Source organism: Fictibacillus sp. S7, from assembly GCF_004127935.1.
Lineage (GTDB): Bacteria > Bacillota > Bacilli > Bacillales > Fictibacillaceae > Fictibacillus_C > Fictibacillus_C enclensis.
This window is the reverse complement of sequence record NZ_QJKL01000001.1, coordinates 485,108-506,731: the sequence shown is the minus strand read 5'-3', so window position 1 is coordinate 506,731 and position 21,624 is coordinate 485,108. Positions and strand designations below refer to the sequence as shown.

General features: G+C 46.1%; 25 protein-coding genes. 8 read left to right on the top strand and 17 right to left on the bottom strand.

The window, feature by feature from the left end:
* Nucleotides 1–2: 2 nt before the first annotated feature.
* From DMO16_RS02600 to DMO16_RS02580, 5 genes are all read right to left on the bottom strand, one after another.
* A complete protein-coding gene (locus tag DMO16_RS02600) occupies nucleotides 3–242 on the bottom strand; it encodes a YqzK family protein (protein WP_061970823.1) in 240 nt (79 codons plus the stop codon).
* Nucleotides 243–384: 142 nt separating this feature from the next.
* Nucleotides 385–849 carry a Fur family transcriptional regulator gene (locus DMO16_RS02595; protein WP_061970825.1) on the bottom strand — a complete coding sequence of 155 codons (465 nt, stop codon included), beginning with the start codon at nucleotides 847–849 and terminating at the stop codon, nucleotides 385–387.
* Between the two features lie 118 nt (nucleotides 850–967).
* Complete coding sequence (gene spoIIM, locus DMO16_RS02590) at nucleotides 968–1,606, bottom strand: stage II sporulation protein M (protein WP_061970827.1); 639 nt, start codon at nucleotides 1,604–1,606, stop codon at nucleotides 968–970.
* A gap of 70 nt (nucleotides 1,607–1,676) precedes the next feature.
* Entirely contained in the window at nucleotides 1,677–2,864 is a 1,188-nt protein-coding gene (locus DMO16_RS02585; protein ID WP_061970829.1) for an endonuclease Q family protein, read from the bottom strand.
* Nucleotides 2,857–3,411, bottom strand: a complete 555-nt coding sequence (locus tag DMO16_RS02580; RefSeq protein WP_061970831.1) for an NUDIX hydrolase — start codon at nucleotides 3,409–3,411, stop codon at nucleotides 2,857–2,859. Before DMO16_RS02580 ends, DMO16_RS02585 begins: the two co-directional genes overlap by 8 nt.
* Before the next feature lie 90 nt (nucleotides 3,412–3,501).
* Here DMO16_RS02580 and mciZ point away from each other — a divergent pair, with 90 nt between their 5' ends.
* Together mciZ and DMO16_RS02570 are read left to right on the top strand one after the other, a co-directional pair.
* Nucleotides 3,502–3,639, top strand: a complete 138-nt coding sequence (gene mciZ, locus DMO16_RS02575; RefSeq protein WP_074440495.1) for a Z-ring formation inhibitor MciZ — start codon at nucleotides 3,502–3,504, stop codon at nucleotides 3,637–3,639.
* Nucleotides 3,640–3,721: 82 nt separating this feature from the next.
* Nucleotides 3,722–4,639: an aldo/keto reductase gene (locus DMO16_RS02570; RefSeq protein ID WP_061970833.1), complete on the top strand. Its 918-nt coding sequence runs from the start codon at nucleotides 3,722–3,724 to the stop codon at nucleotides 4,637–4,639.
* Nucleotides 4,640–4,833: 194 nt separating this feature from the next.
* Here the strand turns inward: DMO16_RS02570 and DMO16_RS02565 are convergent, their stop codons facing one another.
* The 4 genes from DMO16_RS02565 to DMO16_RS02550 are packed head-to-tail and all read right to left on the bottom strand — an operon-like array spanning nucleotide 4,834 to nucleotide 8,617.
* Nucleotides 4,834–6,018 (bottom strand): thiolase family protein, encoded by a 1,185-nt coding sequence (locus tag DMO16_RS02565; RefSeq protein ID WP_129475193.1) that lies wholly within the window; start codon nucleotides 6,016–6,018, stop codon nucleotides 4,834–4,836.
* A gap of 24 nt (nucleotides 6,019–6,042) precedes the next feature.
* Nucleotides 6,043–6,693, bottom strand: a complete 651-nt coding sequence (locus DMO16_RS02560; protein WP_129475191.1) for a CoA transferase subunit B — start codon at nucleotides 6,691–6,693, stop codon at nucleotides 6,043–6,045.
* A 22-nt stretch (nucleotides 6,694–6,715) separates the two neighbouring features.
* Nucleotides 6,716–7,405, bottom strand: coding sequence for a CoA transferase subunit A (locus DMO16_RS02555; protein ID WP_129475189.1), 690 nt, complete (start codon nucleotides 7,403–7,405; stop codon nucleotides 6,716–6,718).
* 15 nt (nucleotides 7,406–7,420) lie between these two features.
* Complete coding sequence (locus DMO16_RS02550) at nucleotides 7,421–8,617, bottom strand: acetyl-CoA C-acetyltransferase (RefSeq protein ID WP_129475187.1); 1,197 nt, start codon at nucleotides 8,615–8,617, stop codon at nucleotides 7,421–7,423.
* Nucleotides 8,618–8,755: 138 nt separating this feature from the next.
* On the opposite strand from DMO16_RS02550, the gene DMO16_RS02545 reads away from it, so the two are divergent.
* Nucleotides 8,756–9,670: a hydroxymethylglutaryl-CoA lyase gene (locus tag DMO16_RS02545; protein ID WP_061970843.1), complete on the top strand. Its 915-nt coding sequence runs from the start codon at nucleotides 8,756–8,758 to the stop codon at nucleotides 9,668–9,670.
* On the opposite strand, the gene DMO16_RS02540 is transcribed toward DMO16_RS02545, so the two are convergent.
* Together DMO16_RS02540 and DMO16_RS02535 are read right to left on the bottom strand one after the other, a co-directional pair.
* Nucleotides 9,667–10,002: an iron-sulfur cluster biosynthesis family protein gene (locus DMO16_RS02540; protein ID WP_061970845.1), complete on the bottom strand. Its 336-nt coding sequence runs from the start codon at nucleotides 10,000–10,002 to the stop codon at nucleotides 9,667–9,669. The two genes, DMO16_RS02545 and DMO16_RS02540, sit on opposite strands and share 4 nt — an antisense overlap.
* Entirely contained in the window at nucleotides 9,999–10,559 is a 561-nt protein-coding gene (locus tag DMO16_RS02535) for a PadR family transcriptional regulator (protein ID WP_129475185.1), read from the bottom strand. Before DMO16_RS02535 ends, DMO16_RS02540 begins: the two co-directional genes overlap by 4 nt.
* Before the next feature lie 153 nt (nucleotides 10,560–10,712).
* Here DMO16_RS02535 and DMO16_RS02530 point away from each other — a divergent pair, with 153 nt between their 5' ends.
* Together DMO16_RS02530 and DMO16_RS02525 are read left to right on the top strand one after the other, a co-directional pair.
* On the top strand, nucleotides 10,713–13,916 hold the full coding sequence (locus tag DMO16_RS02530; protein WP_129475183.1) for an efflux RND transporter permease subunit: 3,204 nt from the start codon (nucleotides 10,713–10,715) through the stop codon (nucleotides 13,914–13,916).
* Between the two features lie 81 nt (nucleotides 13,917–13,997).
* Nucleotides 13,998–15,346, top strand: a protein-coding gene (locus tag DMO16_RS02525) for an IS3 family transposase (RefSeq protein ID WP_129474832.1) whose coding sequence is annotated in 2 segments (ribosomal slippage) — nucleotides 13,998–14,457 and nucleotides 14,457–15,346 — 1,350 coding nt in all. Because the reading frame shifts where the segments join, the coding sequence is not laid out codon by codon here.
* A 98-nt stretch (nucleotides 15,347–15,444) separates the two neighbouring features.
* Here DMO16_RS02525 and DMO16_RS02520 read toward each other — a convergent pair.
* A complete protein-coding gene (locus DMO16_RS02520; RefSeq protein WP_061970851.1) occupies nucleotides 15,445–16,038 on the bottom strand; it encodes a DedA family protein in 594 nt (197 codons plus the stop codon).
* 136 nt (nucleotides 16,039–16,174) lie between these two features.
* Here DMO16_RS02520 and DMO16_RS02515 point away from each other — a divergent pair, with 136 nt between their 5' ends.
* Nucleotides 16,175–16,459, top strand: coding sequence for an HPr family phosphocarrier protein (locus DMO16_RS02515; RefSeq protein WP_129475181.1), 285 nt, complete (start codon nucleotides 16,175–16,177; stop codon nucleotides 16,457–16,459).
* Between the two features lie 46 nt (nucleotides 16,460–16,505).
* On the opposite strand, the gene DMO16_RS02510 is transcribed toward DMO16_RS02515, so the two are convergent.
* Entirely contained in the window at nucleotides 16,506–17,132 is a 627-nt protein-coding gene (locus tag DMO16_RS02510) for a TVP38/TMEM64 family protein (RefSeq protein ID WP_061971680.1), read from the bottom strand.
* Between the two features lie 171 nt (nucleotides 17,133–17,303).
* Here DMO16_RS02510 and DMO16_RS24105 point away from each other — a divergent pair, with 171 nt between their 5' ends.
* Nucleotides 17,304–17,549 (top strand): HPr family phosphocarrier protein, encoded by a 246-nt coding sequence (locus tag DMO16_RS24105; protein WP_061970856.1) that lies wholly within the window; start codon nucleotides 17,304–17,306, stop codon nucleotides 17,547–17,549.
* A gap of 67 nt (nucleotides 17,550–17,616) precedes the next feature.
* Here the strand turns inward: DMO16_RS24105 and DMO16_RS02500 are convergent, their stop codons facing one another.
* Together DMO16_RS02500 and DMO16_RS02495 are read right to left on the bottom strand one after the other, a co-directional pair.
* Nucleotides 17,617–17,952 (bottom strand): YolD-like family protein, encoded by a 336-nt coding sequence (locus DMO16_RS02500; protein ID WP_129475179.1) that lies wholly within the window; start codon nucleotides 17,950–17,952, stop codon nucleotides 17,617–17,619.
* Between the two features lie 21 nt (nucleotides 17,953–17,973).
* Entirely contained in the window at nucleotides 17,974–19,233 is a 1,260-nt protein-coding gene (locus DMO16_RS02495; RefSeq protein WP_129475177.1) for a DNA polymerase thumb domain-containing protein, read from the bottom strand.
* Between the two features lie 176 nt (nucleotides 19,234–19,409).
* Between DMO16_RS02495 and DMO16_RS02490 the strand changes: the two genes are divergently transcribed.
* Nucleotides 19,410–19,595, top strand: a complete 186-nt coding sequence (locus tag DMO16_RS02490; RefSeq protein WP_129475175.1) for a hypothetical protein — start codon at nucleotides 19,410–19,412, stop codon at nucleotides 19,593–19,595.
* Nucleotides 19,596–19,639: 44 nt separating this feature from the next.
* On the opposite strand, the gene DMO16_RS02485 is transcribed toward DMO16_RS02490, so the two are convergent.
* A complete protein-coding gene (locus DMO16_RS02485) occupies nucleotides 19,640–20,386 on the bottom strand; it encodes an HAD-IIB family hydrolase (RefSeq protein WP_129475173.1) in 747 nt (248 codons plus the stop codon).
* Nucleotides 20,349–21,593, bottom strand: a complete 1,245-nt coding sequence (locus DMO16_RS02480) for a glycosyltransferase (RefSeq protein ID WP_129475170.1) — start codon at nucleotides 21,591–21,593, stop codon at nucleotides 20,349–20,351. The genes DMO16_RS02485 and DMO16_RS02480 overlap by 38 nt, the downstream gene beginning before the upstream one ends.
* Nucleotides 21,594–21,624: the final 31 nt, after the last annotated feature.

Sequence of the window (21,624 nt, the reverse complement as noted above, 5' to 3'; positions counted from 1 at the left end):
CCTTATTCACTGGATTCGTAAAAAAACAGCAGTCGGATGAGCCAATTGCTCTCGTCCACACTTTCAGCGGCAGAATCGTTTTGGAATACCTTCACTGCTTTTCCTTTTGGCACGTCGTATCTATGATAATTCTGATATTCCTGATTGATCCAAAGCAAGCCAAAATAGAATAATAATGTGCAGGCCGTAAATGAAAAAAATATTTTGAATGCACTCCAGCATAATTTCAGCCAAGATCCCATGTCTTTAAGCCTCCCCGTACACTTATTAGTACAGGTTATGCCAAAGAATTAAAGGATTATACACATTTTCTATTTTCACTGTAACTTTACGTTAACTTATTCCTTTGAATTTGTAAATAAATAAAAAAATGATGAGCATCATTCATTCGGATGTCTCATCATTTTTTTCCTTTACGTGACAGCGGTGGCAGATCCCGTGAAAGGTCAGGCGATGGTCTTTAATTTTAAAATTCCATCCTTCTTCCACTACTTTTTCTACATCTTCCAGAAGATCCTCCTGAATTTCATCAACGGCTCCGCATTCGAGGCAGACGAGGTGATGATGAAAGTGAGCGGCTCCTTCTGTTCGGAGATCATAGCGGGAAACCCCATCTCCAAAATTTATTTTATCGACCACTTTCAATTCGGTTAATAATTCCAATGTACGGTATACGGTTGCGAGACCTATCTCCGGCGCTTTTTCCTTCACGAGCAAATATACGTCTTCTGCACTTAAATGATCTTCCTCATTCTCCAGGAGGACTCTAACGGTTGCTTCTCGCTGGGGAGTAAGCTTGTAGCTCTGGGAATGCAGCTGTTTTTTGATACGGTCAATACGGCTTTCCATACCTGATCCTCCCTTATGTTTCACATCCATATTATAAGTCATGAGAAGAAAAGGTGTCAATTTAAAATGATTATAATATACAGTTTAAAATAATTATTATCTGATAATTTATAGGGGTTTATTTTTTGGTCAAACTCATCACGCCTTCCATTAAATGGGGAGAGAGATACGCTTCAAACAAAGACGCAAGCCCCAGAAACAACCCCACAGCAAGAATAAGCGCCGAGTACTTGAAGAACTTTGGAAAAAAAGGATCGCTCGATTTTTTTAGAAACTGCTGCCTGATCATTTTGATTGAAAATAGAATGGAAGCGGCAGCGGCAATAATGATGCCGGGAACCAAAATAATGTTTTGTGGCAGCACCGATACAAAAGCAAGCAGAAACCCATGCCATCCCATTTGGTTCACCAGGAATCCGACCGTAAACCCAATCACCACACCTTTAATAAACAGCATGATCAAAATGACCGGCAGACCGATGACGGACAGGCCTAGAATCCACATGAGCATAATGTATTTAATATAGTGGCTGTAGCTTTGCGAAAACATATCCTGTGAATTGGCAAAACTTCCATTGGAGACTTCACCAAAGAACCGCGACAGGTAATTCAGCAGATCTTGTTTTTGCCCAAGGGTCAGACTGTTTACAATTACAGCGCCAAAAATGACTCCCATCAGCAGCAGGACGGAAACAAATACATAAAGCGAATAGTGTTCCTGCAAATGGAACCAAACAAATCTTTTAATTGAAGCCATCTCTTTTTCCTCCCTTACTCTCTTAATTCATTCTATGAATCAAAAAGGGAGGTATGTCTATTTTTATTTACTAGATTTGCTGTTGGGCAACCTTTCCGTATGTTCCTCCCCCTCCGGCCTTTAGAGACAGTTTCCCCTCTCTTGCCAGAAGGATATGGCGGACGACAGCTTGCGGAGCTACGGTTCTTAAATCCTTTTCTTCAATATCATGAAGCACCGCCATGTCCGTCCCAAAATGATCCCTAAGTTTCTGCAGCGTTTTCGGGCCCAGAGCCGGAATAAATTCCAGCGGCACTTGATGGATATAAGGCGGTCTTTCTCCCCTGTCAGTCGGAGTCACCGGTTTGGCTGACAGTTCGTTGATTCTGTTTCGTACACCACGGATGACTGCGGTGCTCTTGCACTCGGCACATTTCATTCCTTTTTCTTCATAAATAAATGCAGAGCATTTGGCACAGGTGGTTTCGTAATATTTTCCAAGCCTCGGATCGAGCCCGTAATTGGCTGTTATCCTTCGTCCTTCTTTATTTATCAGCGCCAGTTTAAACTCTGCAAATGTCGGTTTTTCCATTTGTATCGTCTGGTATTCCCGCCCGATTTTCTCCAGTGAATGGGCATCCGAATTCGAGAGGAACGGAAATTGCCGAAGCTCCTCGATCCCGTCCGCCATATTCGTATCCGAGCTTAAACCAAGCTCGATTGCATCGATGAGTTCAGGCAGGAATATTTCAGAAAGCGAGCTCTTTACACCTTTTCCGTACACACTTTTATGAGGCGTAAACACATGGGCAGGGATGAACAGGCCACCCAGCTCTTTGGTGACACGCTGCAGGTTGTGTGCCGATTCATAGATTCGCTGGGAGCTCAATGTCACGTTTTTCATTCTTCCGCGCAAATACAGGCTGAAATGCTTCATCTTTTCCACGGTAGGAAAAAATGAAAGAACATGTACGGGTCCCTTGCAGTTTTCATCGTAAATTTCGATTTCGGACCCGGGAAGAAGACAAACATTCTGATACCACAATCCGCCTTCCGGATGTTCTATCATTTCGCCCGCCGCCAGCATTTCTTCCATCTCATCAATGACTTCCGGCACATGGCAATCTATGATTCCCAGAAGATTGATGCCCTTAACCGAGGACGCCATCTCGAGAATATTGGATAAAGTCAGCGTTCTTGCTCCAGTAATTTTCACCGGTTTCCCTGAACGGGATCTGCCGATATGTACGTGAAGATCGGCATAATAGGTGTTAAGCATGATTCTCCATCTTCCTTTTTAGTTGTTCATATTGCACCGCATAGGCTGTTTTTGCATCATGAATCTGCTGGTCGTTTACAAGCTCAAGCGCTTCTTCAAGCGTTACTTCCATCACATCCAGAAATTCATCTTCATCCGGCTGCTGTTCTCTGCATTCCTTCAGAGAGTCTGTATAAAACAAATGAATCAATTCATCAGCAAATCCCGGTGACGTGTAAAACGAGGTGAGGTATTCCAAGTTTTCACACTCATATCCGGTTTCTTCAAGCAGCTCACGCTCTGCACACTTTTTCGGATCCTCATCCTTTTCAAGCTTTCCTGCGGGAATTTCCACAATAATTTTATCCAGCGCTTTGCGGAACTGCCGGACAAAGAGAAGTTTATTTTCCGGGGTGATGGCAATAATAGCTACTGCACCCGGATGTCTGATGATTTCGCGCTTGCTTTTATTTCCGTTTGGGAGCTCTACTTCCTGAATTTCCAAATCTATAATTTTCCCTTCATAGACGGATTCAGTAGAAAGGGTCTTTTCATTTAAATGTTCCATACTGATCTCACTCCTGGTTCTAAATCTTGTTTGGCTACATAAGTCTACCATAAGGAAAAGCGTAACACACATTTAAAAGGAGCTGTTCAAGTGAAGATCTATATTAAGCCCAAAAGCGTGACCCTGGTGGGAAAAGCGTGGCAAATACGGTACATGCTCAAGCGTTATATGAAAGAACATACCACAGTGCAAGAGTGGATCTCTTCCGCCCCGGGGCCAAAACAGTGACCCTGCAGGCTGGAAGTTTTTTTTTTGCCCGTTTTCATGCTACCCTTTTTTTAAACCTATCAAATAAAGGAGCTGGTACGTAATGAAGCGCAACCAACTTGGATCGTCAGAGCTGCGAGTCAGTGAAATTGGACTGGGCTGCATGTCCCTTGTGCCGGAAAATGAGGCGGAAGGAAAAGAAATTTTAAAGCGTGCGTATGAAGAAGGCATTACTTACTTTGACACAGCCGATCTCTATCAATTCGGTTGGAATGAGAAATTCGTAGGAAAAAGCATTCGTCCCTTCAGAGATAAAGTCGTTCTGGCCACGAAGGTTGGAAATCGCTGGACAGCAGATAAAAAAAGCTGGGACTGGGATCCTTCGAAAACATACATAAAACAAGCCATAAAGGACAGCCTGCACCGATTGGGAACCGATTATATCGATCTATACCAGCTTCACGGAGGAACGATTGAAGACAACATGGATGAAACGATTTCAGCGTTCAACGAATTAAAACAGGAGGGCTTGGTTCGTGAATATGGCATTTCGTCCATCCGGCCAAACGTGATTTCATATTACGCTGAGCATTCAGAGATTGTCAGCGTCATGATGCAGTACAGCATCCTTGACCGGCGACCGGAAGAAGAAATGCTTGACTTCCTTCATAACAAAAAGATCAGCGTGATTGCCCGTGGGCCTGTTGCCAAAGGCTGGCTTTCCGAGCGGGCGTTGAATCGCAGCGAAAGTGATCAGTATCTTGAATATGAAGGAAAAGAAATCCATGAACTTGTGAAAGGGCTGCAGGACAAATTGGCCAGTGAACGGACATTGAGCCAGACGGCCATCCGTTATTGCCTGCATCATCCTGCGGTCGCAGCCGTTATTCCAGGAGCAAGCTCCGTTGATCAGCTGCTGTCGAATGTAGGAGCTGCTCACACACCTGAACTTTCGGCAGATGAAGTTGCCGTGATCCAGTCCCTTTCAAAAGCTTCTGTCTACAATCAGCACCGGCGTTAAGATAAGCTTTGTTGCTCTGGAGTGGTTGATTTCCGTTCCAGGTTGCTCGCTTTTACCGGCGTAAACGCCTCCTTAGTCTCACCTGTCACGCACCTTGCACTTCAATCAACGTTTCTTCCGAAGCCACAACTTCCAGAAAGAACTAAGTTAAAAAAGCTGCCATCGCCTGAAAATGGCGTTTGGCAGCTTTTTGGTTATGAAGTTACATTTTCGATAATCATGGCAATCCCCTGGCCGCCACCGATGCAAAGGCTGGCCAATCCATAGCGCAAGCCTCTGTTTCGGAGTTCGTACGCAAGGGTAAGGAGCAAACGGGATCCGCTGGCACCGACCGGATGGCCAAGCGCGATTGCACCCCCGTTCACGTTCGTCTTTTCACGATCCAGACTCAATTCTTTTTCAACCGCCAGGTATTGGGAGGCAAACGCTTCGTTAATTTCTACAAGATCCATGTCTTCAATGGAAAGGGTCGCTTTAGCAAGGGCTTTTTGGGAAGCTGGAACCGGGCCGATTCCCATGATATTAGGATCAACGCCGCTGATTCCCCAGGATACGATCCGTGCCAGCGGTTTGACTTGCTTGCTTTTAACGGAGTCCTCACCTGCGAGCACCAAAGATACCGCACCATCATTAATTCCGCTTGCATTTCCCGCCGTTACGGTTCCGTCTTTTTTGAAGGACGGGCGCAGGGCGGAAAGCTGCTGAAGGGTGGATTCAGGCTTTACCAGTTCATCCACCGTGAAGGTAAGGCTCTTTTTTTCCTCAATGACAACTGGTATTGTTTCCTGTGTGAATCTTCCTTCACGAATCGCTTTAGCCGCTCTTTGATGGCTAAGAAGGGCGTATTCATCTTGTTCTTCCCGTTTGATACTGTACTTCTCTGCAAGATTTTCTGCGGTAATTCCCATTCCGCAGCCGATATACTGATCGGTCAGCGTATGAAGAAGCATATCCTCGAACTCAAGGTTCCCAAACTTTTGGCCTTGAAACCGCTGATTAAAGGTAGAATGCGGACTTTTGGACATGTTTTCAACCCCGCCACATAATGCCAGATCCGCATCACCTGTTTGAATGGCAAGTGCACTGCTTATGACTGCCTGAAGCCCAGAACCGCATAAACGGTTTACCAGCATGGCCGGAACGGTCTCGGGAACCCCTGCTTTTAAAACGACATGCCTCGCCGCATAGGCAGCGTCTATGCTGGAATGTATGACATTTCCGTATACTACATCCCCGATTTGCGCCGGGTCGATATTCGCCCTTTTCATCGCTTCCAGCGCAGTCAGGGTGCCCATTTGGATCGGCGAAACATTTTTCAATGATTTCCCAAAGCTTCCAAACGGCGTTCGCGCCCCTTCTACCACATATACTTCCGTCATGTTTCCTCCCCCGCTCTCTTTGCCTTAATAAACGCCCAGCGTTACTTCATCGGTGATCAAATCCGGCTCGGTGCAGTTTTTAATATCCTCAATACTGTACCCATTAGCTACTTCAATCAGCTTCAGTCCCTGATCCGTTACATCAATAACCGCTCGGTCCGTAATGATTCGGTCCACTACTCCCTTTCCTGTCAGCGGCAGACTGCAATTTTTCAGGATTTTGCTCTGTCCGCTCTTGTTGACATGCTCCATAATGACAATGATTTTTTGCGCGCCATGAACAAGATCCATGGCACCGCCCATTCCTTTGATCATTTTCCCCGGAATCATCCAGTTTGCCAAATCACCGGTTTCTGATACTTCCATACCACCCAGGATGGCAATATTCACATGTCCTCCCCGAATCATGGCAAATGATTCTGTGCTGTCAAAATAGGAGGCTCCCTTGATGGCAGTCACGGTCTCTTTTCCGGCATTGATCAAGTCGGGATCCACTTCCGTTTCTTTAGGATAAGGGCCAATTCCAAGCAGCCCGTTTTCCGACTGCAGCACCACACTCTTATTCTCGCTTATGTAGTTCGCGACCATAGTCGGCATACCGATGCCGAGATTTACATAAAAGCCATCCTCTATTTCTTTTTCTGCTCTTCTGGCAATTTTCTCTCTGCTATTCATAGCCCATCCCCACTTTCTCTCTTTATGATTGAACAGTCAGTCGCTCAATGCGCTTTTCCTGAGGCGCAACAATCATTCTCTGAACATAGATTCCAGGCGTGTGGATGCAGTCTGGATCCAGCTCACCAATCTCGCGCAATTCTTCGACCTCTGCAATGGTCACCTTGCCCGCTGCAGCCATCATTGGATTAAAGTTTCGCGCTGTTTTATTAAAAACGAGGTTGCCTGCTTTGTCGCCATGTGCTGCCCGAACGAGGCTGAAGTCCGCCGTCATCCCATGTTCCAGCACGTATTCCTTCCCATCAAATGTACGCACTTCTTTGCCTTCAGCAATCGGCGTACCTACGCCGGCCGGGGTATAAAAAGCGGGAATGCCCGCACCGCCTGCCCGGATGCGCTCAGCCAATGTGCCCTGGGGGGTGAGTTCAACCTCCAGTTCACCGGAAAGCACCTGGCGCTCAAACTCTTTGTTTTCTCCCACATAGGAACCCACCATTTTCTTGATCTGTTTATTCCGCAAGAGAAGGCCGAGCCCCCAGTCATCGATACCGCAGTTGTTAGAGATGACCGTCAGATCTTTTGTACCTGTTTCCACAAGAGCCAAAATCAATTTCTCCGGAATTCCTACCAGGCCGAATCCACCGACCATCAGTGTCGCACCATCCGGAATATCCTTCACTGCATTCAATGCACTGCTTTCCACCATTTTCATAATATGCCGTCCCCCTTATTTCCAATTTTCATTTTCAATAATGGTGGCTACACCCTGTCCGCCCCCGATACAAAGCGTGGCAAGCCCCAAACGGTTATTCCTTTTTTTCATCTCGTGAAGCAAGGTGACAAGAATCCTTGCGCCGCTTGCCCCGATTGGATGTCCAAGGGCGATGGCTCCTCCGTTCACGTTTAATTTTTCTGTTGAAAATTGAAGTTCCCTGCCTACAGCCAGAGCTTGTGCGGCGAACGCTTCGTTCGCTTCAATCAAATCAATGTCTTTTAGGGTGACTCCGGATTTTTCAAGCACTTTTTTCGTGGCATCCACCGGCCCGATTCCCATGATGCTTGGATCCACTCCCGCGCTGGCATTTGCAACGATTTTGGCAAGCGGTATCAGACCGAGCTCCTCGGCTTTTTTCCGCGATACCACCACAAGAGCAGCCGCTCCATCATTGATTCCCGATGCGTTCCCGGCTGTTACTGTGCCATCCTTTTTAAACGCTGGTCTTAACTTGGCAAGCCCCTCAGCCGTGGTTCCCTTTTTCGGATATTCATCTTCTGAGAATTGAAGCGGCTCTCCTTTTCGCTGGGGGATTTCAACAGATACAATTTCGTCTTTGAACTTTCCTTCATTGATCGCTTTTTCGCATTTTTGCTGGCTATCTGCTGCGAACTCATCCATTTCCTCGCGGCTGAGTCCATAGGCGTCACACAGGTTTTCCGCTGTCATCCCCATATGGTAATCGTTAAACGCACACCAGAGACCGTCATGGATCATGGAATCTGTCATTTTTCCATCTCCCATGCGCAGTCCTGTTCTTGCGTTATCCAAAAGGTACGGTGCTCTGCTCATGTTCTCCATCCCGCCGCAGACGACGATGTCCGCCTCTTCAAGCATGATCGCCTGGCTTGCCAGGTGCAGCGCCTTTAAACCCGATCCGCATACCTTGTTAATCGTCATTGCTGAAACAGAATTCGGGAGCCCTGCCTTAATCGCAGCCTGCCGCGCGGGGTTTTGCCCCAAACCGGCCTGAAGAACATTACCCATGATCACTTCGCTCACATCATCAGGAGAAACATTGGCGCGCTCCAATGCCTCTTTAATTACAATCGCCCCAAGTTCGGTGGCTGGTATATTTTTCAAAGCGCCCAAAAAGCTGCCAATCGGTGTTCTGACAGCGCTTACAATCACTGCTTCCTGTATGGCCATAAATTTCTTCTCACTCCCGTATTTTTTTCTGAATTTTCCCTTTTATCATATCATATTTCCTCTCCCTGTATTGCATCTTAACTGGCCAAAACGTAAAATAAAGAAGAATCAATGACAGATATATACATAGGAGGAAGCATGGAATTACCCCAAAGAGTCTCGATCATTGAGGTTGGACCGCGCGACGGGCTTCAAAATGAAAAACAGCTTGTTCCTGCCCAGGAAAAGATTAAATTCATTCAAAAACTGAAAGCCTCGGGAATTCAGGAAATGGAACTCACCTCTTTTGTTTCACCAAAATGGGTTCCGCAAATGAGTGATGCAGAACAGATCATCGAGCACTGCCTGGATGACAGCACGCGCAATCTTGTTCTCGTCCCCAATGAAAAAGGCGTTTCCCGCCTGCTTTCTTCCGGCTGCAAAAATGCCGCATTTTTTGTCGGTGTAAGCCACACCTTCAACCAAAAGAACATAAACAAAAGCACCAGAGACAGCATGGAAGAGCTTGCTCCGCTGATTAAAGATTTGAAACGAAACGGCTTCTTTGTCCGCGCTTGCCTTTCCACCGCTTTTTATTGTCCGTATGAAGGAAAAGTGGATGAACAGGAGGTTCTTGCTCTTTCTGAGGAATTTGCGGCGCTTGGCGTGGATGAATTAAGCGTGGCAGATACCATTGGCCTTGCCAATCCGCAGGAAGTGTTCGAACTGTTCAGCCTTCTTAAGCATCATCTTCCTTCCACACTTTTGATTGCTGCCCATTTCCACGATACAAGAGGAATGGCCCTCGCGAATATCTTCTCCGCACTCCAGGCCGGTATCGACCGTTTTGATACATCTGCAGGCGGACTTGGCGGATGCCCGTTTGCTCCGGGTGCAACTGGAAACGTCGCAACTGAGGATGCTGTTTTCATGCTTAATCGCATGGGGATCAGCACCGGAATTCAGCTGGAGCCCCTGCTGGAGGCTGTGGAATTTATAGCTCCCTTCGTTTCCCGCGGCCTTCAAAGCCGGCAATTTTTGCTATCCAAAACAGGAAAGAGCGCTTTAAGTTAAGCGCCCTTTCCTGTTTCTATTTTATTTTCAAACCGAAGATTCGGATTAAGCATCTGGTTTGGACTTTTTAGTTGAAATGTATTTTGTTCTTCTTTGTAATCAATCGTCATCTTTTCATCAAAAAATACCAGTTTGCTTTTTTCCATATATACGGGAAGAAAATTGGTATCCATCCTCACTGTCCCATCTGGCTGCTCATCGACCAGCCAGAGTGCAGACACACCACTTACCACGCAGCCGCAGCCATCCGTATCGTATTTCAAAAACAACTGTCCCCCCTGCACCTTGTGCTCTATTTTCTCTATTGCTTTTTCTGTCCATTCCAGAATCATTCTTCATCACTGCCCTTCTCTTTTGTACGCTTGATCACATGAATTGCCCAGTCGCACCAGTCAATCCAATGCTGCATATAACGTTTTCCAAATTCAGATGTTAAGTATTCTCCTAAATCTCCCTGGTTAAACTGCCCTTCTGGAAAATGACTGTCTCTCCATTTTTCCATTAAGCCATGGCCAAACATATGCTGTTCCTTTGCCCGCTCTAAAAAGGCGATTGCTTCATCGGGCGGGATTAACTGAAACAGCGATACCCGGAGCAGCAGATCGTCCTTTAAATTGGACGGGAGAATCTCCTTGCTCAGCAGCCACTGAAGCAGCGTATCATAGCCTTTATCTTCAAGCCGGTATATTTTTTTATCTGGATAATCCACCTGATGAACCACCTGCGAGGAGACCAGTCCTTCTTCCTCCATCTTAACAAGCTGACGGTAGATCTGCGTATGATGGGCACTCCAGAAATGAATCATGGTTTCTTTAAACTGCTGCTTCAGTTCGTATCCGGTTGCTTCATTTTTGGTCAATAAGCCAAGAAGCGCATATTTCAACGCCATCTTTTCATTCCTTCTTTCCGTATCTGTATGTCATTTTAACACATTCTTCACAATTAACTATGGTTAATGCTTGATATATTTATAGTACTTTTATTATACTAACCTTGAACATATGTGAAAATACACATATAAACTACTGAAGGAGAGTGAAACATGAACTGGCTAACGAAATTCAGCTTAAAGAACCCCGTCGCTATTTTTATTTTTTCTTTCTTGCTTATCCTGGGCGGCTTGTTTTCTTTTAGCTCCCTGAAAGTTGACCTGCTTCCGAATGTGGATTTCCCGCAAATCACCGTGCAGACCACCTACCCGGGCGCGTCTCCACAGGATGTCAACAAGCAGGTAACGGATGAGCTTGAAGAAAAATTAAAAAGCCTTAACAACGTAAAGTCGGTAAAAAGCACTTCACTTGAAAGTGTCTCAATCATAAACCTTGAATTTCCTTTTTCCGTAATCATGGATGATATAGAGGATCAAATTAACACGATCACTAAAGAAGCCGACCTTCCCGATACGGCTAGTGTTGAAGTGAACCGCTTTTCATTCGGAACCATCCCCATCTACAATATCTCTCTATTCCCTAAAGAAGAAGAGAACATTCAGCCCTTTGTTGAGGATGAGCTGGTGCCTGAACTGAAAAAAATTCAGGGAATCAATAACGTCTCAGTTGGCGGTGTGAAAGAAGATTTCGTATCCATTAAGGTCGACCAGAAAAAGGCGCAGCAGCTAGGATTATCATTGAGCACCATCAAAGACGAGATCAATTCTAAATTTCTCTCCTTCCCTGCAGGCAATGTGACCTCAGGTGACATCTCCGTGCCAGTGCGTGTCGAGGAACAACTAAAAACAATCAAGGAATTAAAATCCCTTGATCTGACTCCTTCGTCTCAAGGAACAGCCCAAAAATCATCTGGTCAAGGATCAGGAAGCAGAGCCCCTTCTGCCGGAGGACCACCGGCCGGAGCTTCACAAAGCGGTGGAGGCACAGGTGCGCCTTCCGGCCAAAGCGCACAGCAAGTTGGTGCAGGTGGTGGTGCTCCATCGGGTGCTGCAGCTCCACAAAGTGTTCAGCTTGGGGACATTGCCACCATTAAGCAGTCCGAAGATGTGAACGAAATTACCCGTTATAACCAAAAACGTTCCTTATCCATGGCGGTTACCAAAAAACAGGATGCCAATACCGTCGATGTCGCCGATAACGTCATGTCTGTTCTAAACAAAGACAAATACAAAGACAAAATGGACCATGCCATCGGTTTCGACCAGGCAAGCGGGATTAAGGAATCCGTGAATTCCCTGATCAAGGAAGGATTGTTCGGTGCACTCTTTGCTTCGTTAGCCGTTCTCTTGTTCTTGAGAAACATTCGTGCAACGATTATTGCGATTGTTTCCATTCCACTTTCGATTCTCATATCCGCGATTTTCCTGAATCAGCTCGATATCACGCTTAATATCATGACGCTAGGCGGAATGGCTGTAGCAGTGGGCCGGGTCGTGGATGACAGCATCGTCGTCATTGAGAACATCTTCCGAAAGATCCGCAAAAGCAGCGGAGAATACGGCAAAAACGAATTGGTCATCGATTCGACCAAGGAGATCCTCCGTGCGATTGTATCCTCCACATTGACGACCGTGGTAGTGTTTCTGCCGCTCGGGTTTGTCGGGGGTATTACCGGAGAATTCTTCCTGCCGTTCGCTTTAACCGTCGTCTTTGCCCTTTTGGCTTCCTTGCTTGTAGCCATTACGATCGTGCCGATCCTGGCCAAGTTCGCGTTCAAAAAAGTGAAACCGGAAAACAACGATGGTCCTCTTCAGCGGGCGTACGCGAAAGTGATCCGCTCGTCCCTGAACCATAAATTCATCGTCTTGTTCGTTTCCATCGTTCTTCTCGCAGGCTCTCTGTTCCTGTCTACAAAGCTTGGAGCTGTCTTCCTGCCGAATGAAGAACAAAAGACCATTACGGCAAACATTGAACTTCCTGCCTCCACCACTGTCGAAAAAACAAATGACGTGTCACTGAAGGTGGAGAAGATGCTCGATCAGCGGGATACCGTAAAAGAGGTAACCGCCGGCATTGGCAGCCGTGACTTCCAGTCCGGGTTAAAACGCGAGAATGTAGCCAACTATTTTATTAACCTTAAAAAGCATACCAATGTGGATAAAGAGATCAAATCTCTGGAAAAAGAAATCCAGACCATTGTGGACGAGGACAGCAAAGATGCTGTGGTCAGCCTGCAGGAAGCGCAGTCGGGCGGGCCGCCGTCTAACAATGAAGTGAACATCGATTTGTATTCCAACAATCTCGATGACCTGCAAAAAGGTGCTGCATCCGTTGAAAAATACATGAAATCACGTAACGACCTTAAATATGTATCCAATAACTTCAAAGATACCCAGCGTCAGTGGATCGTAAAAATTGATACGAAAAAAGCCGCAGATGCCGGAGTCTCAGGCTATACGGTGCTCGGCATTATCAATGATGCCACCAAGCCTGTCTCTGTCGGTAACCTTGAACTGAACGGAAAAGAAAGTGATGTCCGGCTTGCCTATAATAAAGCGCCGAAATCCCTTGATGAAGTTAAGGACCTTAAAGTTTACGGCACCAAAGGCCCGGTTGCCCTTTCAGAAGTGGCAGACATTCAGGATGTAGAGGCTGTAACCGCGATTCAGAAACTCGATGGAAAGGTTTATGCTCAAGTGTCTGCACAGATTCCGGGCAATGACGTCCAAGGTGTCACACAGGATGTCATCAAGAGCATAAATGATAAAGTGGACCTTCCAAAAGATGTGTCGACTGAAGGTGGTGGCGGAAGTGAAGAAACCACCCAAACCTTTAAAGAGCTTGGCCTGGCCATTGCTGTAGCCATCGGCCTTGTCTACTTGACGATGCTCATCACCTTCGGCCGTGCACGGATCCCATTTATTATTCTGTCATCTCTTATTTTCGTTCCGGTGGGTGCAATAGGCGGTCTGTACCTGGCGGATGAGCCGCTTTCAGTCAGTGCGATGATCGGCATTCTCATGCTGATCGGTATCGTAACCACCAATGCCATCGTTCTCGTCGACCGGATCGGACAAAACCGCGATCTGAAAGGCATGACAATCCGAGAAGCATTGCTTGAAGCCGGAAAAACACGACTTCGACCAATTTTGATGACGGCATTTGCCACAATTGCTGCCCTCTTTCCGCTGGCCCTGACCTCTTCATCGGGTACGTTGATTTCAAAAGGGCTCGCCGTGGTGGTAATCGGCGGTTTGACGACCTCCACCCTGCTCACATTACTTATTGTTCCTGTACTATATGAACTCTTTTTCAGGAAGCAGGCGAAAAGAGAACAACGGGAATCCAAAGCCTGATCTCCAAAATAAAACGGCGGAACCTGTTGAACTGCACCCCTTTTGTTAGACACATCTAACAATAGGAGGTGCAGTTTTTTCATGACCAAGTATTCTTTGGAAACTAAATTAGCTGCTGTTCATGCTTATCTTCAGGGGGGAGATTCCTTTAAAGAAACCGCTTATAAACACAGTGTGACTTCATCAATGTTAAAAGAATGGGTGGCCAAGTTTCGAAAACACGGAGAAATGGCTTTTCAAGAATCATATACAAATCATTCTATCGAGTTTAAAATGGACGTACTTCACTATATAAACGAAACGGGAGTATCTATCTCAGAAGCTGCCGCCCATTTCAACGTGGCTTCTCCCAGCACCGTTTGGAATTGGTATCAACTTTTTGAAACGCAAGGGATTGAGGCTCTTCGATCAAAGATAAAGGGGCGTTCATCCATGAAAAAAGATTCAAAAAGAAAGCAGCCATCAGAAGGATCCGTCGAAGCTCTACGAGCTGAAAATGAGAGATTACGTATGGAGAATGCATACTTAAAAAAGTTACAAGCCTTAATTCAAGAAGAGGAAAAATCACAGAACAAGTCAAAGCGGAAGTGATTGATGAGTTAAGGCATGAATATAAAGTCATTGACCTCGTTGAGGTCGCAGGCATTCCACGAAGCACGTATTATTACTGGATGAAACAAAAGAATCGTGCAGATAAATATCATGAAGTGAAAGCTGTTATTCAACAGATTTTTAATGAGCACCAAGGTCGATATGGCTATCGTCGGATCCGATGGGAATTACAAAATCAAGGCTATTCACTTAATCATAAAACTGTCCGTCGCTTAATGAATAAAATGAAGATCAAGTCTCTGGTGAAGGTGAAGAAATATCGCTCCTATCGTGGAAATGTTGGAAAAATCGCTCCAAATGTTATAGCACGTAAATTCCAAGCAGCGAAACCGAATGAAAAGTGGGTAACCGATGTGACGGAAATTCAATTACATGGTGAAAAGCTATATTTATCGCCAGTTCTTGACCTATATAATGGAGAAATCGTTGCCTATCAGATGGAACACCGTCCGGTTTACTCTTTGGTTTCAAAGATGCTGGATAAGGCATTCAAACAATTGAAAGAGAACGATGCCCCCATCCTTCACTCTGATCAGGGATGGCATTATCAAATGAAACGGTACCAGCATGCATTGAAAGAAAAAAATATAACACAAAGCATGTCCCGTAAGGGCAACTGTCTTGATAACGCCGCCATGGAGAGTTTCTTTGGCTTATTGAAAAGTGAATTGCTTTATCTCAAAGAATTTGAAAGTATGGAACACTTTAAAAAAGAATTGGAACAGTATATCGATTACTACAATAAAAAACGGATAAAAGCAAAATTAAAAGGCATGAGCCCGGTTCAATACCGGACTCATGCCGAAGTAGCTGCTTAAAATTTCGTGTCTAACTTTTTGGGTTCAGATCACTGTTGGTTCCGCCGTTTTTCCTATATGAAGAACGGGTTCAGCCGGTCAAGTAGGCGTCCAGCCGGTCAGCCGGCAGCCCTCCGTTTCCGTTTTTTGTACAAAAACTTGTAGAGCAGGTAACAAAGTAGTAAAGTGCCTGCACCAATCAGAATGTATGTCTGTGACGCTTCGAGAATGGAGTTGACGGTTTTTATTTCACCCAGCCTGCCCAAAAAAAGCATGGCAATCGCCAGGGGGAAAACACCAATAAAGGTTAATATTCCAAACTTCCAGCGGTTTACCTTGCTCATTCCTGCCGCATACGAAACATAGTTTCCTATACCAAACGGGCGCGAAAGCGCGATGCTCCACTCACCGTATTTTTTGAAAACCCTTTTGGTTTTCTCTACCTTTTTCTCATCAAACTTCTCTCTCATCTTGCTTTCCAGCTTATAGCCGATCATGTACGGCACATAACTGAACAATGTATAAACAGCACTTACCGCTAATGCCAGCAGCACCGTCTCCATTGGACTTGGCTTCAGCAGAAACCCATAGATTAAAATAACGAGCGCTCCGGGAAAGGGAACGGAGGAAGCTTCCAGTGCCGTTCCAATAAACAGGCCTGCAGCCCCCAGCTCTCGTAAAAAATGAAAAATGATTTCAAACACAACATTCATTCTCCTTTCCTGTCTTATCCTCCTCTTTATTCCCTTTCCCGCCAATTTCAATCTCTTTGGTTTAATCGCCTCGGGTATGGGGTAGATACGTTTTAAGTCGACGATTTATACAATCCACTTCAGGAGGATAACATACATGAAAAAGATTTGTTCAAAAACCGTTTCCATGACACAGGATGCTTCTAAATTTACCATTCAAAAGATAACGAATTTCGTTAATATATCACGTTCTTATCAATCCAACGTGTTTCTTTGCAAAAACGGCGTTACCCTTCAAGCAAAAAAATTATCTTGCCTGGTTACTTTCTTTATGATGCTTCGCAAGGATGAATCCTTTGTCCTTATTACTGAAGGCGCTGATGCAGACTCCGCGATCCAGCAGCTGCTTCAACAGCTTACACCATCACAAGCGACTACATAAAAAAAAGCGCTGAATTGTGTCAGCGCTTTTTTCTTTGGTTTTTGCCTTAAAGGCCAAGCTTTTTTTGCCACCTTTTTCTTGTGACCACCGGCAGGACAATCAATATGATCAGAATGATCGATGAGATTAAGATTTCCTTCATGCCGGTATGAGCCACCGAAGATCCGATATAGGTATACGCCAGCGTTCCCGGTATGATGCCAATGGCCGTTGCTGCCGCATAATCTCTGAATTTCACATTTGCCGCTGCTGTAAGATAACTTACAAGGTCGTAATTCAGGATGGGCAGTAACCGGAGAATCAGCACATATATGAAGCCTTTCTCTTTGATGCCCTCCTGCACTTTCTGATACTTGCCCTTCCATTCTTTTTTCATCGCTTTTTTTCCAATCCACCTGACCGCCAGATAGGTCATCAGCCCTCCGGAAAGCGACCCTATGTAGGTATACAGACAGCCATAGTATAATCCGAAGGCCAATCCACTTGTAATCGCAAACACAGAGGACGGAAACAGCACAAAGGGTCTCAGGCCGTACAGCACAATAAAAACAATGGGTGCCCATACGCCCCAGGAAAGAATCCACTCCCTTAATACTTCCGGTGTTAAATTCAAATACTTGTGGTTGAAATACCATAGCAGTGCCACGCTTATAGCGATTATTAAAATTTTCATCCGATTTTTTTTGCTGCGAATCAATCGATGTTTCACCTCTCTCCTGTCTTACCTTTATATTTTCCATTACTTTCCGATAGAAGTCACTTTTATTTTCATTATATTTATGACATTTCCTCCTTACCTCTTCATAAGCTGTATAAAAAAGGAGATACAAGGGAGAGAAACGATTTGAAAGTCATTGCGAAAAAACCCATCTATTCCAAAAATGCCGGCCAATTTGTGCAGTTTACCAGTCGTTTTGAGGAACCAGTGTATGTAAAAAAAGGAGAGAAAACGGCTGACGGCAAAAGCCTTCTCGGATTGATTGCATTATCCATCCAGCCGGGACAGGAGATCGAAATAACAAGCAGTGCCGATTTATCTGGTCTGCAGAACCAGCTGTTCCAATCCGATCTGTTTGAAAATGCCGAATAAGCCAGCCGGTAATGACTGTCCCCTGAATGTCAGTGGGGCAGTTTTTTCATACCGGCCGGCATTGTCCTTATAAATGGGTAATGGCGAGGATTGTCTGCAGGTAAACGTCCTGCCGCCCTCCTGCTTCATCCACCATCCTGAGCATACGGCGGCAGGGATCGTAATAATGGATGCGTCCCCTCACTCGTTTGCTCGTGAGAGCGCCGCCCCGGCACATAATCTCCACCTGGCTTGCCTCTTCCATAGCCAGAAGAATCTGCTGATTCATCTCCTCCAGCAGCTGCTCATCCCATTCATGGTCTTCAGCTGCATCTCTGTCTTCCTGTTCCCATTCCCTTAAGTGCTTCACATGCTCCGGCAGCATCATGGAGGTCCATTTCAGGCTTCCTCGGTCTTTGATCATAGGTGAGACGTCCTCCTTTCTCTATGCCTTATGGCCGCCCAGGAGGGTACTGCGGTGCAGTGCTGTCCCCCCGCTCGTATACGACACGGCCCGAAGAAGAGCAGTTGATCCGTACTTTTTGCGGATATCATCCATCACATACCCAAGCTTTCGTTTTTTGGGATGCTCTAGCGTAAAGATGCTTAATTGAGTCTCATTGTCCTCGCACACATTGGAAAGGCAAATCGAAATCTTTCGGACGGTCTTTCCTTCATAAAACGCATGAAACAACTCCAGGCAGATCTCATAGATCTCCATTGTAATATTGGTCGGTTCCGGAACGGTTTTTGAGCGGTAAAACCCCCCTCCCCATTCCTCCTTGCTGTAGCCGATTCCAAGGCTGACCGTTCTCCCTGCCTTTTTGGCTGTCCGGGCCCTCCTTGCCACCTCTTCGCACATTTCGAGAATGACATGCTGTACCTCCTTCGGGTCCGTATAATCCCTCAGCAGAATCTGGCTTTTGCCATAGCTGATCTGTCCCTGCATAATGGGCGCCCCGACCTCCGAGAGGTCCACACCCCAGGCATGATAATACAGCTGGTTTCCCATAATGCCGAACTTTTTTTCCAAAAGCGCCAAAGGATAGTGGGCGAGATCCCCGACCGTCGTGATCCCCATCAGGTTGAGCGTCCGTTCCACCCGTGACCCAATGCCCCACATCTTGCTCAGGGGCGAAAGAATCCATAGTTTTTTCGGAATATCCTCATACGTCCACGTGGCCACCCCTTCCTTTTTCGCCTCCAAATCAAGACAGAGTTTCGCCATCAGCATATTGGGGCCGATGCCGATCGCGCAGGGCAGGCCGAACTCTTCCTTGATGGCGGTGCGAATGGCTGTTGCCAGCTGCATCGGCCCTCCCCATAACCGTTCGGTGCCGTCCGCCTGTATGAAGCTTTCGTCCACACTGTACGTATGAATGGCTTCCTTCGGGACGAATCGGTTAAGCAGACGCGTGATCTCCATGGAGCGCTTTAAAAAGAAGGACATTTGGGCGTCCACAATATGAATGCGGCTGTCTTTGGGAATTTCAAAAAGCCGGTTTCCCGTCCGGATACCAAAGTCCCTTTTTAAACAGGGAGAAGCAGCCAGGACCACGCTTCCCTGCCTTTCGGTGTTTCCGACGACGGCAAGGTAACAGTCCAGCGGATCCAGCCCTAAACGCACAGCCGCACAGCTGGCGTAAAAACTCTTCATGTCCATGCACAAAATTGAACGATTTTGAACCTTGGAATAATCGATCAACTTCCTCACTCCTTCAAAATGCAAACGTTCGTTCCCTTTATTATGTATACCCATTTTAACCGAATATATGTTCTGTTCTCAATGGAAATTTTTTCAGGTACTTTTCCACCCTTAAAAATCCTTGACCACGGATGGCAGGTAAGCTAAATTGTGTACAAGAGGAAAGGGTAAAGATAATGGAAGAGCATCTGCTGCGCAAATGGCTGGAAAAAGCCTTGTTAACCTATTTTAACGATAAAAAAACCATCCCGTATACGGAAAAGGAATATGCCTTGCTTTTGGAGCACATCCAAAAGGAATGGCAAACCGCAGAGGATCGGACCCTTACCTCGCCGTGCAGGATGTCGTATATGATTTTGTGACCCAACAATAAAAACCCTCTCTTGTCTTTAAGAGAGGGTTTGCGTTATCCGTTGCTTTCCACCGTTTCCTTTTCAAAAAAATGTTCCCATGCTTCCCGGATCCCTCCGGCGCAGTGGTTTTCTGCCCGGAAAATAAGCGGATGTTCAGGAAGCTTTTTCAGTTCATCCTGGCAGTTCCCCACCACAACGGCAGGATAGCCCATTGTAATCATGTCACGATCATTTCCGGAGTCGCCGGCTATAAGAACATTGGCTTTCTCCCACCCCTTTTCACGAAGCAGAAAGGAAAGGGCTTCACCCTTGCCAGCATTTGGCGGAAGAATGTCCACATCTCTGCCCGAGCTAAAAATCAGCTTGTGCGGCACTCCGTTTTCTTCCAGTTTTTGTTTTACTTCTTCAAATGCTCCTGCATCCTCGGCAAAGTAAGAAAGACGGTGTGTAGAGGGAATGGATTGAGGCGTAAGCCCGCTGCACTGGGCGGCAATCCGGGAAATTTTCTCGGGCCACCACTGCTCCTCCAATGTTTTCTTCCATCGCTCATGAAGCTCCGAATCATCAAAATCATACATTTCTGTCCCAACATCGGAAATGAGGATGGATGGCATAGGGAGGTTTTCCGCCTTGATCAGTTCCATCGTCGAATCATGATGCCGTCCGGTCACATAGACGAGTTCAACCTCATAGGTTCGTTCCCCGTAATATTCAAATAAGGCAGAAGTCAGTTCCTTTTCTCCTACAAGCGTTCCATCAAGATCAGTAGCTAAAAGATGTGTAACGTTTTTTTGTTTCACCTTTCAGAACCTCCTCATATACCTGCTCGACTCTCGCTGCCACATTTGGCCAGCGATAATCGCGTTCTGCAAGAGAGGACGCCTGTTTGCCAAGCCTTTGTGCGATAATGTCATTGTTTAAAATAATTTCAAGGGTCAAAGCCAGATCCTGCGGGTCTTTTGGTGTAACAAGCAAGCCGGTTTCCCCTTCAACGACCACGTTTTGCAGTCCGCCGACACGCGATGCAATCACAGGGCAACCGCAAGCCTGGGCTTCTGCCGCCACCATACCGAACGATTCATAATAGGACGGCACCACCGCCACATTCGCAGCATTAAAGTAGGCTGCCAGTTCTTCCTGGCTTTTTGGCCCGATAAAACGGACATAACGCTCGATTCCTTTTACCCATGAGCGCTGTTTCTCCGCCACCGGAAGCTGGTCGTCGTCGATCTCTTCCTTTTGTCCTCCGGCCAGAACCAGTTTGGTGTCGGACGGCACATCGCCCCATTGGATTAAATACCTGAAAGCTTGAAGCAAGGTTTCAACGCCTTTCGTTTCTTCGAGCCTTCCTGCATAAAATACCAAAGGTCCATGGACGCCAAGCTTTTGTTTGGTAGCTGATCGCTGGTTATATGGATAAAATGTAGGAGATACACCAATTGGAATAACATCTACAGGCGCAGGCTGTTTAGCCACTTCATGAATCAGGCTTTTTTCGCTGTTGGTGGTGGCGATCACACGGTTGGCGGAACGGAGAATGGTTCGTTCATACTGATATCTGCGATCATCCCTTTCTCCTGTAGCCCGTTCTTTTGCAGCGCCAAGGGAATGTGATGTATGAACAAAAGGTATGTTGTATTTTCTGCGGAGCTGGCGTCCGAGGATCCCGGAAAGCCAGTAATGAGTATGAATAATGTCATATTGGTCAAGAGGTGCAACCTCTTCAATTTCTTTAAAAAATGCCGGCAAGATTTGAAACATCTCATTTTTTGATACAAACCCTTTAATTCCGGCTTTGATGCGGATGACTTTTGCACGTTTTCCAAAGTTCTCTATCTGCGGGGCATCTTTATCACACCAATGGGTTATTACATCAACATCCCATCCCCTGTTTTCCATTGCCAGGGCCAGGTGGTATACATAATTATTTTGTCCTCCGGCTTGCTTTCCACCGAGTTTTGCAAGCGGATCCCCATGATCTGAAATAAATAAAACTTTTTTATTCATTGTCGTTACCCCTCTTTCTATTGTTGCGGTC